Raw genomic sequence first — 13,330 nt, forward strand, 5'->3', positions numbered from 1 at the left:
CGTCTAATTTCTCGTGATACAGTTGCCTTAGAGCATCCTACTTTCTTAGCAATAAGCCGAAGGGAGTATTTTAAAGTTAAACCTGTCAGTATGATTTCTCGTTCTTTTAAGGTAAGATGATGATACAGGCTCATAGTCTGAGTCCTCCTTGTAATGGTGTTGTGGTGATTCCATTTTACAAGGGCTCAGGCTATGAGTCTTCTTTTATGTTCTATTAACGTTGCACTTCAATTGTAAATTCGTCACACAAAAAATGCCCTCATCAATCCGAGATGAGAGCAACCAGTTGATCCATAGGATGCATCTGGAATGTACAGAGCAACTGGGCAGGTGCAAACCTGCATTGCCTATCATACGCGACATTTAACAGAATAGCCAGCTAAATTTTGAATTGCTTTAATTAAGTAGCGTGGTAGGATGTGGATAACAACTAAATTATGGGGTGACGACGATGGAAAAGATGCGGACAATGTTGTATGTCGATGATGTGGAAGAGACGGCCCAGTGGTGGCAAGATAACCTCGGGGCAACGGTAGTTGAAGTGAATGTCCTGTCTGACGAGTCCAATAACATCGTTATCACTATTGCACCGGGGGCGGAGTTGTCATTTTTCAGCAAGGCCTTTATTCGGCAGTACTCACCGGAAGTCTTAGGGAATACGCCTTCGTTGATGTTTTTCACCCAGGATTTTGAGGCTCTGCATGATCGTCTGACCACGGCTGGTGACATTGTTGATGACAATGGGACACGCGCCTTTAATTTCCGTGATCCCGAAGGAAATTACTTCGCGGTTGGTCAAGCAAAATAGCGAGGTTACGCGGCTCAACGACCCAATTTGAAATGGGTGGTAAAAAAATCCTGAATTCGCTTTCCATCAGGGGTGGTCTGTGGTATAGTGACCCAAAAGGTGGCGATGCAACATGATGAGAATTTCGAGACCCACAATGAGTCTACACGATCGGTTTCAACAGTTGATCAATACATTAATGGATGGTCAACCGCTCGTATTTACTAAGAATGGTTCCGCAAAGTGTGTGATGGTACAATTGGATGGCTGGGACGGTGCCTCTAAACGTTCCCAATCGGTCTCGAATAGTGCTTCGCCAGTGACGACCCAAGTCGCCGCTACGGAACAGCATGATAATCTCAAGTGGCGCAGAACGCATGGCTGACTGACTAAGAGTTTGGCGACTGGCGTTGTATCCCAAGCAGCTTAGATTAAACTTTTGGAAATAGATATCGGCTAGATCCTTTTAGGGGGTCTAGTCGATTTTTTTGTTTAATTGTCGATTTTATGCGAAAAAAGCCCGGTGAATTTCGTTAGTAAGAGTATCGGGGAAATTTAGGTTGGTGAGACTTTACGAGCTTTTTGGTCTGCTGAATGGTTAAATAGGCGTCTAGGTCGTTCCTTTTTAAAATAATTTTAACGCTGAAAAGCCGTGTCAATCAAGGGGCTTACGCACGTCTTCGTCAGTTGAAATAGAACAAATAATTAGTTTTTAGTTAGCTTTAGTTTACAAAAGCTAACTAAGGTGCTAATCTTATCCCAACAAGTAAACAAGGAGGAATTTTATATGACAGACGAAAGTCGTGATTTGCTTCAGAGCTTTGGAAAACTGATGACTAACCGTATGTTCCTAATGGCGGTCGGCCCACATCCCGGAATGGGTGGCCCCGGTGGTCGGGGGGGACATCGTGGTCAGGGACGTTTGCTAAAGATTTTAGCCCAATCACCGGATGGCCTAACTAATGCGGAAATTGCCGAGATCTTGGACATTCGCCCTAGTTCAGTCAGTGCAACGATCAGTCGGTTGGTGGACGCCGGATTCGTTGAGCGAGTGCCGAGTGATACGGATAAGCGGGCGGTCATCGTGCGCTTGAGTGACCGTGGGCGTGATTTATTTGTGCAATACGACGAACGTAGCAATCAGGTGGCTGATCAATTATTTGGTGGCTTAACGGCGGCTGAACAGACCCAACTTGAAGACCTACTAACGAAGTTAAATCACCAGATCGCTGACCTGGATTGGGATGACTTCATGCAACGCGGACACGGCTGGCCCCACCATGGGATGGGCCGTCCGCGCTTCTAACTTTGAAACACCGGAGGCATAAGAGATGGAACACAGATTAGCAACACCCCGGACCGCCGAGAAACGGCCCGCCGAAAAATTTGATTTTAAGGGTTTCCTAGCTTTGATCCGCCAAACGAAACCCAAGTATTGGCAGTTGTGGGGCGGTCTATTCCTGGGGATGCTGGCGACGGGGGCCCAACTGGCCGTCCCGAAGTTAGCACAGTCCCTAATTAACGGGTTAGGACAGGCGCTAAACCAGCCGCTGTTGATGACGGTTATCGCCTTATTTATTGTCAGTGCATTGGTCAGTGCCGGCTCGGGAGCCCTACTGGGATTCTTCGGTGAAAATGTGGTAGCCCGTTTACGGGAAACCTTGTGGCAGAAGTTAATTCGACTGCGGGTGAGTTACTTTGATAACGTGAAGACGGGTGAGATGACTTCTCGGCTGGTCAACGACACCATGCAGATCAAAAATCTCCTGGCCAACTCATTTCCCCAGATGGTTACCTCGCTACTGCAATTGGCAGGGGCGCTGGTCATCATGCTCCTGATGGACTGGCGAATGACGATGATCATGTTTGTCGCGGTACCACTGGTGATGTTAGTCATGTTTCCAATCATGATTAAGTCCCGGAAGATTGGTCGGCAACGGCAAGATGCCATGGCCACCTTCAGCGGGCAGACCGACGAAACGTTGAGTGAGATTCGCTTAGTGAAATCGTCTAACGCCGAACATTACGAGACGCAAACGGGTTCAGCTCAGATTCAGGACCTGTATCAGATTGGCCTCAAGGAAGCCATCTACGATTCAATTGCCGGCCCAGCCATGACTGCGAGCATGCTGGCCGTCTTCGTGGGGGTCTTGGCTTACGCGGCCGTGCGGGTCTCTGCCGGTACCATGAGTCTCGGCATGATGTTCTCATTTCTGATGTACCTGTTCCAAATCATTGGACCCGCGGGGACGTTGGCACGGTTCTTTACCGATACCGCGAAGGCTAGTGGCTCAACGGCCCGCGTTCGTGAATTATTGGCCGAACCCGAAGAGTTGTTGGCACAAGGGCCAACCCAATCCGTTACCGATCAAGCCTTAGCCATGGAACACGTGGATTTTGCCTATGACGATGACGGACAGCCGGTCCTCCATGACGTGAACTTCACCGCAGAACCGAATACGGTGGTGGCTTTTGCTGGACCTTCTGGCGGGGGTAAGTCCACGATCTTCGGACTTATCGAACGTTACTATCGCCCACAGAATGGCCGAGTGACCATTGGCGGCGAGAACGTTAACGACTTTAACCTCAGCGATTGGCGTTCCCAGATTGGTTACGTGAGCCAAGATTCCGCGATTATGGCGGGAACGATTCGTCACAACCTGACCTATGGGGCCGACCGGAGCTACTCAGACGATGAGCTGTGGCAGGTTTTGAAATTGGCCTCTGCCGATGACTTTGTTCGTAAGATGTCTGCCGGTCTGGATACGCAGGTCGGTGAACGTGGGGTCAAGGTCAGTGGGGGTCAACGCCAACGCTTGGCGATTGCGCGGGCCTTTCTACGCGATCCTAAGATTCTCCTCTTGGATGAAGCCACGGCCAGCCTGGATTCCGAGTCCGAAGCCATGGTTCAGCAGGCACTCGGTGAATTGATGAAGGGGCGGACGACCTTGATTATTGCGCACCGCCTGAGCACTATCGTAGATGCCGACAACATTTACTTCATCGAAAATGGTCATGTCAGTGGCAACGGGACTCATCGAGAATTGATGGACAAACTGCCCTTGTACCGGGACTACGTCAAGATTCAATTCAAGGAATAAGTGTTGTTCTCACATTCTCATAAGAACGCCAAAAGGGCTGGAATCAGTAATTGATTCCAGCCCTTTCTAGTAGTTGAGATTACTTAGCTAATTTAAGTGCGTGTTTCGTGTAAACGACGTGCCAACCCTTAGGCAGGCCGGAAACGTGACGGAACTTGCCACTGTGTTGCTTGTAGGTGATTAATTTGGCACCCTTCTTCAGGTCACCCTTAGTTAACTTCAGGGTACCGTTGAATTTGGCGTTCTTCTTAACCGTCAGATGACCGGCACGACTCATCGTCAGCTTACCAGCCTTGGCAGTTTCGAATCGACCTTTGACGGCAACCGTCTTGGCGGAAAGGGTGATTGTCCCCTTCTTGAGTTGAACGTTACCAGTCCCCAAAGCAGACTTGTTAGCGAGTTGAAGTGTCCCGCCTTGAACGACAGTCCCACCAGTATAGCGGTTGGCGCCACTCAGTGTCAGGGCACCAGTCCCGGCCTTGGTGAATTTACCGGTACCGGTGATCTTGTTACGCCAGTTGTCCTTGGCATTGAAGCCACCTTTTTTGGCGTCCATGGTGACCTTGGTGTTGGTGAGGAAGGCACCGTAACCGTTGGCTGCGGAGAAGAGGTCGATCCGCCCCCAACCTTCGGCGTCGTCCATCACAGGGTAGCCAGAAGGCATCCCTGTCGTGAAGATGACGGCCCGACGTTGGTTGGCGCTCAAGTAAGGGAGACGACTGCCCAGCAGGGCTTCAGCACCCTTAGGAACGCGCATTTCTTGATGGGTGTCACCCGTTTGGTTGAAGCCGTAAGTCATTCGGTAGCGGTAAGCGGCCCGGTTAGTTTCGTAGTCGCCGTAATCGTCGTGGACGGAAGTGTCCTTACTGCCCAATAAAGCACTTGAGTGGGCCACTGCCAAGGCATCCTTCATGAGGGATTGGTTGTTGTGGTCGTAAAGTGTCGCGGCGGTCATGGCTGAACCGACCATTCGGCCACCCATGACGGCGAGTGGTGAGTGTCGGCCGGCAATAACGCGGTCGTAACCCACTTCAGAAGAACGGGTTGCGAGTTCTTGGAATCGTTCTGGGAAGGCGTAGGCCAGGGATAGGCCACTTTCGAAGCCACCGGTGGTGTGACCACTTGGGAAGTCATAGGAGTCCTTAGCAGCGGTTGCCATGCTATTCTTTAATGCTGGAAGTGGCAAGACTGAAGGGCTGATCCGGTATGGTCGGACAAACTCATAGTAGTGCTTGACGGTGTTGGTTCCGGAGTAAGGCATCTGCTTGGTGAGGTTCACCAGTTGAACGACGGGACCCAATGTCGACGTTGCAGAAGCCCATTCAACGTGCTTCTTCTTGAAGCCAACGGGAAGGGACTCACTCGGCATCGAATCCGTTTCGGTTTGCGCGTTGGCATTGCGGATGAATGCTGGTGCGTAGGGGCCAAGGGCTTGGATGACAGCATAACGGTTATCCCGTTGGTCGGTCAGAAATGACCGTTCGGCATCAACCGCGGTCCGATTACGGGTAATCGCTGCGGACTTTTCAATGTTGAGGTCGAGTAAGGGCTTATTGAGAGGTTCCTGATTGTGAGTCCAATATGTAGAGAATTCGTCGACCAGGCCGATCACGGGGTTCGTTGTGGGCGTCGTGAAGTCACCGGTGTTTTGTTGATATTTGTCGACGAAGTAACCGTAGCCAGCCTTATGCGGTGCAATGAGCTTGGCGAGGTCGGGTTGCTTAGTCTTGTGACTGGCGTGTGCCGTAGTTACGGTGGTCACCAGGGGTAAGGTGACGGCAACTAAGGAGAGTGCCGTGGCCGCTTTACGGGCCCAGTGACGATGTCTGTTTTTCATGAAAATAACCTACCTTTCAAAGTTGAGGTGCGTTTTCATAGCTGTTACATGACTATCATAAGGGAGTTTAATCTCCTTGTCAGCAGGCTTAGGCAAAGCAATACCGAATCCATACGAAACTATTACGTTCCGTTTTATTTCTCAATATTCATCATTAAAAAGCTAATAAGGGCGCCGTTTTCATAATGATTGTAATAAAAAAGAGCTTTCTCAAGAAGGCTCCAAATAGTTAGATAGCTAAATTGTTAGTCAGTTCATGATTTCCCCAAGATTCGAAGTCGTGGAGAATGCGGTGAAACATGATCCCGTTGTCGCTGAGCTGGTAGCTGTAATCGTCGTCCTCGAAGGCGTCGACGAGGCCCCAGTCTTCCAGTTTGTGGAGGGTCGTAAAGAGATTAAACGTGGAAATTCCGCGGATTGATTGGCGCAGGTCCGTGAATTCAGTGGGGTCTTCGGTAAGTTGGTAGAGGACCAGGGCGTACCAACGGTGATGTAAAATTTCGACGCCGAGTTCGGAGCCAAGATTGAGTTGCGTTAAGGGCATAAGTTAAGTGCCGCCTTTCTATCGGTTAGAGTGATTAAGTGTTAGGAAATGAGACGTGTGCAGTCGAGTTTCAAAGAGATTCATCATATCACGTGGTAGGCACGCTGTCCAGATACGTTCCATTTTCGTAACGCCAGTGAATGGCGGCTGAGCAGATGATAACGTCAGCTAGGTTTGAAATTGGCGTATAATAAACCTAATTGTCAACCACGCCCGTTTAAAAACGGACGCTTGTGAGAACCACACCCCACGGCATGGCGACCACAATTTGCTTAGATACAGCGCTAGCCTACGAATAGGACTTACCCGCTAATTACCAAAGCCTTTTAGGTCCGCAGGTTGCCAGACGGACTCAATTTTTACAGTGTTGCTAAACCCTTAGCTAATATATTTTTAGCTGCGTTATGATCACGCATATGAAATGTGCCGCAGTTAGGACACGTCCACTTACGGTCAGCCAACGTCAACTTATTCTTCCCAGCCATGATGTGTCCACAATGACTACAAGTTTGCGTCGTATTTCGAGGATTGATCGTCAAAAATTTTCGGCCGTATAACCTAGCTTTGTAGGACAGCATGGCCAATAGTGTTCGCCAACCAACATCCGAGATGCTCATTGCCAGGGCATGGTTCCGTAGCATATTCTTACTCCGCAGTTCTTCAGCTACGACTAAATCGTGGTTTTTGATTAAGGCCGTAGAGACCTGGTGCAGGAAGTTTTGGCGTTGATTGGCGACCTTAAGTTGTAATCTAGCCACCAGTATCCGTTGTTTTTGATAATTCTTTGATTCCAATAAGCGTCGTTGGCTCTTCTTAGCTCGTCTAGCCCGCCGTGACAGCTTTCGTTGAGCCTTAGCTAGTTTTCCTCTAATCGTCCGGTAGTAACGCGGGTTATCAATAACCTGTCCATTGGAGTCTGTCAGAAAATTATCAAGATTCAAATCAATACCGACCTTAGATTCAATCGTTGGTTGTTTGCCAACGAAGGGGCATTCTGACCCAATCTGCAGGGATACAAAGTAATGGCCGACGGCATCCATTGAAACTGTCGTGGTCCCAATTCTAATGTCGTTGGCGCGTTTTAGAATTTCCGCTGGTAGCCCCTTGAAACGAAGACGCCCCAGCTTGGGCAGTTGTAGGTGGTGGGTATCAGTTAGTCTTACGCTTCCATTACTCATGGTCGGTCCTGTCACTTTGGCACTGTAAAGACACGACGTTTGATAAGTCTGCGTATAACCACGTTTATGAAATTTAGGAGTTCCCGCTTGATGGACCTGGTGAAATAGTTTCCAGGCAGTCCTATAATTTTTAATAGCATTGGCTTTCATCAAGCTATCAAAGTCCGGATGATTGAGCCAACCATGAATATTGGAGATAGCAGTTGATGGCCTCTTTAGACGTTCAGTTAGATCAGCGATTCGATCCAAGACAATTGTAATTGGGATCTTCACTTGCTTTAACCAGAACAAGTCATTGTTCATACCGTTCATCTGATTATAAATAAACCGACTAGCGTCACTGTTACGCTTAATCAGCCGTTTTTGTTCGGTTGAAGGGAAAACTCTGACCTTAACCCCATAATGATAAGGTAATTGCGCCATTGTTTTCGCCATAAGCTGCCACCTCCTCTTGCTTGATAGTAGCATATCATATGAGTATACTTTATCTATCACAAAGCGGCTTATAATAATACTTATGGAGGGTTCGTATGAGCAAGGACATTGGCGGAGCAATTCACGAACGGGGTTATGTTTATAACTTTCATTTTCACTTGGTCTGGGTCACTAAATACCGGCATGAAGCCTTTACAACACCCAAGTTAGTCGCTGAAATGAGCAACATTTTAACAAAAATAGCCCAACTAAACGAAGTGACCATTGAGAAAATGGAAGTCATGCCTGACCATATCCATTTACTACTAAGCTTTAAGCCCAAGTATGCCCCAACCAACATTGTCAAAGCCTTTAAGGGCGGCTCAGCTCGCTTGTTCTTTGAATTACATCCAGAAATAAAGGCTCAGAAATTCTGGGGCGGACATCTTTGGGCTCCTAGTTACTTTATGAGTACCCTTGGTGATATGAGTAAGAAAATCGTAGAAAACTATATTACTAATCAGCGAAAGGCCTAGTGGCAGAATTCCCTTGTTTGAAATCAAGGGAATTCTGCCTAGTTTATATTAAAGTCGAGGAGGTTGGGATTATGAAAATTTTAGTGACAGGTTTTGATCCCTTTGGTGGGGAGACCACTAATCCAGCGATGGAAGCAGTCAAACGTTTGCCGGCCACGATCGCTGGTGCTCGGGTCGTGCCATTGGTAGTACCAACCGAGTTTAAGCGTTGTGCAACAGTTGTGCGATCGGCTATCGAAACCGAACATCCCGATGTGGTGCTCAGTGTTGGTCAGGCTGGCGGCCGCTTCGGCCTCACACCGGAACGTGTGGCGATCAACCTCGTTGATGGCCGCATCGCCGACAATGCGGGTTACCAGCCGACAGATGAACCGATTGAACCGACTGGAGCTCCGGCCTATTTCACGCAATTACCGGTGAAGGCCATGGTTCAAGCCATTCGAGCGGCAGGGATTCCGTCTCAGCTCTCGACGACTGCGGGAACCTACGTCTGCAACGACCTGATGTATCGGGTTCAGTATTTGCGGGCGACGGAATTTCCGGAGTTACGGGCCGGTTTTCTTCATATTCCATTCTTGCCTAGTCAGGTGGTCGCCAAGCCTGGTCAGCCGTCGTTGTCCTTGGCCGACGATGTCAAGGGAATCACGGCGGCGATTACCGCGATCGTCACTGTCCCCCCCGTTGAGAGCCAGTCAGACGCTCCTGCTTAGACAGTGAGTGAACTTTATCAAAATTAGTCAGGGTTAACAAGTCCTGATTTGACGGGCATTTTACCTGAAAAGGCGCCACAGTCTGTTTATAAATTTCATCATAATTAGTCCCATACGTGTCGGATTATTCTATAATAGGATTCGTATAATAGTGAAATTGATGGGAGGACTTATGATGCAAAAATATGCAGCAGAATTTATGGGCACCTTCATGTTGGTGTTCTTGGGAACCGGGGCCGTGACAGTGGCCGCCGGGAACACCCTGACAATTGGGTTGGCCTTCGGGTTAGCGATTACGATCTCGGCTTATGCTTTCGGTGGTATCTCGGGTGGTCACTTCAACCCAGCCGTTACGACAGCTATGTTGATTAATCGCCGGATTGACGGCCGTGATGCCGCGGGTTACATCGTTGCTCAGTTCTTAGGGGCGACGGTGGCTTCAGCTTGCATCCGACTCTTCGTCGGCGGCTTGGGTTTAGCAACGACACAATTGGGACAGACGGACTTTCCAAAGATCTCGACGGGGTTAGCCTTCGTTGTCGAGACTTTGGTCACGTTCCTCTTCTTGATGGTGATCTTAAATGTTACCAGCGACCGTCATGGTAATGGCGACTTTGCCGGCTTGACGATTGGGATTACCTTGGCTTTTCTGATCATTGTGGCCTTGAACCTGACTGGTGGTTCCTTGAACCCAGCACGGTCATTTGGTCCAGCCATCTTTGCCGGTGGGAGCGCCTTGTCACACCTGTGGCTCTACATTGTCGCACCCGAAGTTGGCGCTATTCTGGCAGCCTTTGCAGCTCGGTTAATGGGTAGCGAAGACTAAACTACTTCTGAACTGTTGATTAGGTCGTTGGCAGCGCCTCCGGGCTGGTGAAAATGAGGCCGGAACGCTGTGGGCGCACGCGCGGAGCCAAAGAGCGGTCTCCACGCTTAGGTTCGAGCCTCTGACGAGTCTCAAACCTAGCAGTTCCCTAAGCGACACAGGCCGTCACTAAGGGAACTCCCACGGCTGGGCTCATTTTCACCAGCCCTGCGGCTGACATTAGCGTTTAGTTTTGATAGGTGTCATTCAGTTATTGGGTTTCGCAATTATGATCAATTTGAAGTTTAGCTAACAAATGAAAAGTGTCGAACAATTACCTTAGAGATAGTTGTTCGACACTTTTTAATGTTTTGAGAATGGTTGCGTTATGTTGTATTAAACCGACAGTCTTAGCCGGAGGAGGCCAGGGGTGGAGCCGGCCGTGGTGAGAATGTTAGACCGAGTGGTTTGTCTCGGCCTTACATTCTGGGCGACTTTGAAGACTCGTGTTTCTGACGAGGCTTCAAATCGAGCGAGAAGCCCAAAGGGCTGAAGCGTCCCCACAGCAGGCGGAATTCCTGACAGCCGTAGGCGATCAATTTCAATACAAAGTTTGTCTTGAATGTTTATCCCTTAATTTCTCCCAATCGGAATTTCACCATTTTCGTAATAAGGTCGACCGGAAGTGGCTGGTCGTAGGCGAATTGTACCGCGCCTTTGGAATACTTGTAGTGGCCCAGCAGATCGTCTTCAAACGCCTCAATAGGTCCCGGCGTGGGATAGAATCCCAGATGGTGTTTCATTGCCGAAAAGTAAACCACAGGCTTCTTCAGGGCAAATGCTGGCATGCCGTAACTGAACTTTTCGGTGGCATCGGGCAAGAGTCCTTTCAACAACTGATACATCGCCGTGAGTTGTGGCTGTGTCTCGGTCGGTGCCTGGTCAATATAATCGGTAATGAGGGTCATACGTAGTCCTCCAGTATTAGTGAACAATCAGCAGTTCGGAAACGTTGCCGCGGCCCTTACTGCGCGCTGAAATCATGCGGGCCGCCGTGAGACGATTGATCGTGAAATCTTGATAAAGGGTATCGAAGAAATCATCGGTCGGATCGCTCTGGTGGGGATCCGAGTTACTGAGGGCAAAGTGAGTGCCAGCCGCGGCTAACACGTGGGTGAAGTCGGCCAGGGCCACCTGGGCATCATCGTTGAAGCTGGATTTGGTGTAACTGGTGAAGCTAGCCGAATCCGTGAGGGGCCGATAAGGCGGATCAAAGTAGAAGAAGGTGCGGTCGCCGGCAAATTGCTGGGACTGATGGTAATCGCCTTGTAGAATTGTCGTATTCTGTAAGAGATTGCTGAAATTTTGTAGGTTGGTCTTGTTGACCAATGAGACGGTCTCCCGTCGGCCAAAGGGCACGTTGAAGGTACCTTTGGCGTTGACCCGGTAGAGACCGTTAAAGTCGGTCTTGTTGAGAAAGACGAACAGCGCGGCTTGACGAACCGGCGTGGGAATCTCGGTGACAGTCTCGTCCGTTACCGACTTGGTAATGCCATTGTTGAAGGTCGTCCGCATGTCATAGAAGTAGGCCTTTTTGGCGATAAAGTCGTCGTCTTCAGGGAGTGCGTTATAGGCCGTCTCCAGCGTCTCAAGTTCGGTGATGAGGTCTGCCAGGTGGTCTCTGACTTGAGTGTAGAGGTTGATAAGCTCCGCGTTGACGTCCATGATAACCTGATGCTTGAAGCGATAGCGCGTGGCCAAGTAGAGAAAGAAGGCGGCGCCCCCAGCAAAGGGTTCGACGTAGGTGTCGATATTTTCGAAGGCGACCTGTTGGGTGGTGAGGGCCTCGATGGTGGGTGCTAGGCGTTTCTTACCGCCCGCCCACTTGATAATTGGCGTGATTTGAATTGGATTTTCGATTTTTTCGGCCATGTGGTCAGGTCCTTCCATAACTGTCTTGAAGCATATTGTCTCAAGTATAAAGAAAACGACTCTAAAAGACCAATACTATTTCTGTAAAAGGCGCGCGGCCAGCAGGTGATTTGGTAAAATAGACCTAACTTAACTTCGGAGGGGAAGGACCACAATGGCCAAGGAAAACATTCGCGACCGTGTCTGGGAACAATTATTTGCCAAGTACGATATCTTGGCGGCCATCGAACGTGACGGCATCTTTGAAATTACGGCCAATCAGATCAAGGAATTCTATGAACCACGGTTGGTCACCAAGTATGACTGGTCGAGCAGTTTACCCCAGATTTTTCAGGCCCATAAGCTGGCCATTCTGCCAGACAGTCGGGGAACTTACAAGATTGGTCCGTTCAAGGCCTACCAACCTTTGGTCCATCGGGAGTTGCGGCCAATTTTGAAACAGTTGCCTAATTTCGTTCATTCATTTGACCACTTTCCGATCACCTCAGAGAGTATGGCGTTGAATGTGGCCCAGGCGTCGGGGATGATCGATGACGTTCTGGACCGTCAGCCGGGTGATCCGGCGGCGGTGGACACCCTGACGGGACGAGTTAAAAGTGGTCATTTGACCTATCAGATCGCGACAACTAAGGGTCAGCAGTTCGATTTTGCGGTCGCCAACAGTCAGGTGGAAATTGATGCCGGTTACGAGAATCAGGATAAACTAGCGGTCATTGAAGCCAAACGCAAGTTGCCACAAGACTTCATGATTCGCCAGTTGTATTATCCTTATCGACTCTATCAGAGCTTACAAACAGGTAAGACGGTCGTTCCGATCTACTTTACTTATGTGGATCAGATCTATGCCTTTCATATTTATGAATTCACGGATCCCATGAACTACTCGAGTATCCATGAGGTACGCCAGGTGAACTTTGTCCTGAATACAACCTGGGGGACGCCGGTGGCGGTGGCGCTAGAGATTGCGGCCCAGAGTCCTAATTTACCGGAGCAAGGCATTTATCCGCAAGCTAACAGTTTTAGTCGGGTCTTGGGCAGTCTAGCAAGCCTTGAGGCACCCCTGACTGGCCCAGAGTTAGCCGCTGAATTAGGATTAAATGCGCGGCAGGGGGATTATTATGGAAATGCCCTCGTGTACTTGGGACTGGCCACGAAAGTTGCCCATCAGTTCACGTTAACTGAGCTTGGTCAGCACGTCCGGACGTTGCCCAACGGTGATCAGCGAAACCAGTTGCTCTTGAAACAATTGTTGGCGCATCGCACGTTTAAACTGATCTTTGAAGCCACGATGGCCAATGACCAACGGTTGGATCTGGACGAGATTCGCCGAGTGATGCAAGCCAATATCCCCGATCTCAATGCCACCACGATCAATCGGCGCGTCAGTACCGTGCGGGCTTGGATGGAATGGGTTCTGAGCATTTTACAGTAGATTAGCTTGTTCGACTGCGGCTGCCAAGGATTACGCCAGCTCGAAGTAGTCTTT

General features: G+C 49.5%; 14 protein-coding genes. 8 read left to right on the forward strand and 6 right to left on the reverse strand.

Annotated features, from left to right (window positions below):
- Nucleotides 1–134: helix-turn-helix domain-containing protein (locus EKM70_RS11625; RefSeq protein ID WP_164506290.1), on the reverse strand; the 134-nt coding region annotated here is incomplete at its 3' end.
- A 317-nt stretch (nt 135–451) separates the two neighbouring features.
- Between EKM70_RS11625 and EKM70_RS01365 the strand changes: the two genes are divergently transcribed.
- From EKM70_RS01365 to EKM70_RS01380, 4 genes are all read left to right on the forward strand, one after another.
- Nucleotides 452–808 (forward strand): VOC family protein, encoded by a 357-nt coding sequence (locus EKM70_RS01365; RefSeq protein WP_125544545.1) that lies wholly within the window; start codon nt 452–454, stop codon nt 806–808.
- 112 nt (nt 809–920) lie between these two features.
- The gene (locus EKM70_RS01370) at nt 921–1,172 is read left to right on the forward strand and encodes a type II toxin-antitoxin system Phd/YefM family antitoxin (protein ID WP_164506291.1); all 252 of its coding nucleotides are present in this window, start codon (nt 921–923) and stop codon (nt 1,170–1,172) included.
- A 402-nt stretch (nt 1,173–1,574) separates the two neighbouring features.
- Nucleotides 1,575–2,093: a MarR family winged helix-turn-helix transcriptional regulator gene (locus EKM70_RS01375; protein WP_125544549.1), complete on the forward strand. Its 519-nt coding sequence runs from the start codon at nt 1,575–1,577 to the stop codon at nt 2,091–2,093.
- A gap of 25 nt (nt 2,094–2,118) precedes the next feature.
- Complete coding sequence (locus EKM70_RS01380; protein WP_125544550.1) at nt 2,119–3,888, forward strand: ABC transporter ATP-binding protein; 1,770 nt, start codon at nt 2,119–2,121, stop codon at nt 3,886–3,888.
- 79 nt (nt 3,889–3,967) lie between these two features.
- Here EKM70_RS01380 and EKM70_RS01385 read toward each other — a convergent pair whose 3' ends face one another.
- From EKM70_RS01385 to EKM70_RS01395, 3 genes are all read right to left on the reverse strand, one after another.
- The gene (locus EKM70_RS01385; protein WP_125544552.1) at nt 3,968–5,725 is read right to left on the reverse strand and encodes a phosphatase PAP2 family protein; all 1,758 of its coding nucleotides are present in this window, start codon (nt 5,723–5,725) and stop codon (nt 3,968–3,970) included.
- 229 nt (nt 5,726–5,954) lie between these two features.
- Entirely contained in the window at nt 5,955–6,269 is a 315-nt protein-coding gene (locus EKM70_RS01390; RefSeq protein ID WP_125544554.1) for a winged helix-turn-helix transcriptional regulator, read from the reverse strand.
- A gap of 359 nt (nt 6,270–6,628) precedes the next feature.
- Nucleotides 6,629–7,882: an RNA-guided endonuclease InsQ/TnpB family protein gene (locus EKM70_RS01395; protein ID WP_125544556.1), complete on the reverse strand. Its 1,254-nt coding sequence runs from the start codon at nt 7,880–7,882 to the stop codon at nt 6,629–6,631.
- A gap of 95 nt (nt 7,883–7,977) precedes the next feature.
- Between EKM70_RS01395 and tnpA the strand changes: the two genes are divergently transcribed.
- The 3 genes from tnpA (at nt 7,978) to EKM70_RS01410 (ending at nt 9,933) form a co-directional block, all read left to right on the forward strand.
- Nucleotides 7,978–8,397, forward strand: coding sequence for an IS200/IS605 family transposase (gene tnpA / locus EKM70_RS01400; RefSeq protein WP_125544557.1), 420 nt, complete (start codon nt 7,978–7,980; stop codon nt 8,395–8,397).
- A gap of 71 nt (nt 8,398–8,468) precedes the next feature.
- Nucleotides 8,469–9,107, forward strand: a complete 639-nt coding sequence (gene pcp / locus EKM70_RS01405) for a pyroglutamyl-peptidase I (protein ID WP_125544559.1) — start codon at nt 8,469–8,471, stop codon at nt 9,105–9,107.
- 175 nt (nt 9,108–9,282) lie between these two features.
- Nucleotides 9,283–9,933: an MIP/aquaporin family protein gene (locus tag EKM70_RS01410; RefSeq protein ID WP_125544561.1), complete on the forward strand. Its 651-nt coding sequence runs from the start codon at nt 9,283–9,285 to the stop codon at nt 9,931–9,933.
- 605 nt (nt 9,934–10,538) lie between these two features.
- Here EKM70_RS01410 and EKM70_RS01415 read toward each other — a convergent pair.
- Together EKM70_RS01415 and EKM70_RS01420 are read right to left on the reverse strand one after the other, a co-directional pair.
- Nucleotides 10,539–10,880 (reverse strand): iron chaperone, encoded by a 342-nt coding sequence (locus tag EKM70_RS01415; protein ID WP_125544563.1) that lies wholly within the window; start codon nt 10,878–10,880, stop codon nt 10,539–10,541.
- A 16-nt stretch (nt 10,881–10,896) separates the two neighbouring features.
- Complete coding sequence (locus tag EKM70_RS01420) at nt 10,897–11,844, reverse strand: DNA adenine methylase (RefSeq protein ID WP_164506292.1); 948 nt, start codon at nt 11,842–11,844, stop codon at nt 10,897–10,899.
- Between the two features lie 154 nt (nt 11,845–11,998).
- Between EKM70_RS01420 and EKM70_RS01425 the strand changes: the two genes are divergently transcribed.
- Nucleotides 11,999–13,276 (forward strand): type II restriction enzyme, encoded by a 1,278-nt coding sequence (locus EKM70_RS01425; RefSeq protein ID WP_125544567.1) that lies wholly within the window; start codon nt 11,999–12,001, stop codon nt 13,274–13,276.
- Nucleotides 13,277–13,330 lie beyond the last annotated feature (54 nt).

The organism is Levilactobacillus lindianensis, from assembly GCF_003946095.1.
GTDB classification, from domain to species: domain Bacteria; phylum Bacillota; class Bacilli; order Lactobacillales; family Lactobacillaceae; genus Levilactobacillus; species Levilactobacillus lindianensis.

Bases quoted from the DNA above. Each gene is read 5' to 3' on its own strand.
- EKM70_RS01395 (WP_125544556.1), bottom strand. From the start codon at position 7,882: ATGGCGAAAACAATGGCGCAATTACCTTATCATTATGGGGTTAAGGTC.
- EKM70_RS01365 (WP_125544545.1), top strand. From the start codon at position 452: ATGGAAAAGATGCGGACAATGTTGTATGTCGATGATGTGGAAGAGACG.
- EKM70_RS01410 (WP_125544561.1), top strand. From the start codon at position 9,283: ATGCAAAAATATGCAGCAGAATTTATGGGCACCTTCATGTTGGTGTTC.
- EKM70_RS01415 (WP_125544563.1), bottom strand. From the start codon at position 10,880: ATGACCCTCATTACCGATTATATTGACCAGGCACCGACCGAGACACAG.
- EKM70_RS01420 (WP_164506292.1), bottom strand. From the start codon at position 11,844: ATGGCCGAAAAAATCGAAAATCCAATTCAAATCACGCCAATTATCAAG.
- pcp (WP_125544559.1), top strand. From the start codon at position 8,469: ATGAAAATTTTAGTGACAGGTTTTGATCCCTTTGGTGGGGAGACCACT.
- tnpA (WP_125544557.1), top strand. From the start codon at position 7,978: ATGAGCAAGGACATTGGCGGAGCAATTCACGAACGGGGTTATGTTTAT.
- EKM70_RS01375 (WP_125544549.1), top strand. From the start codon at position 1,575: ATGACAGACGAAAGTCGTGATTTGCTTCAGAGCTTTGGAAAACTGATG.
- EKM70_RS01390 (WP_125544554.1), bottom strand. From the start codon at position 6,269: ATGCCCTTAACGCAACTCAATCTTGGCTCCGAACTCGGCGTCGAAATT.
- EKM70_RS01370 (WP_164506291.1), top strand. From the start codon at position 921: ATGATGAGAATTTCGAGACCCACAATGAGTCTACACGATCGGTTTCAA.
- EKM70_RS01425 (WP_125544567.1), top strand. From the start codon at position 11,999: ATGGCCAAGGAAAACATTCGCGACCGTGTCTGGGAACAATTATTTGCC.
- EKM70_RS01385 (WP_125544552.1), bottom strand. From the start codon at position 5,725: ATGAAAAACAGACATCGTCACTGGGCCCGTAAAGCGGCCACGGCACTC.
- EKM70_RS01380 (WP_125544550.1), top strand. From the start codon at position 2,119: ATGGAACACAGATTAGCAACACCCCGGACCGCCGAGAAACGGCCCGCC.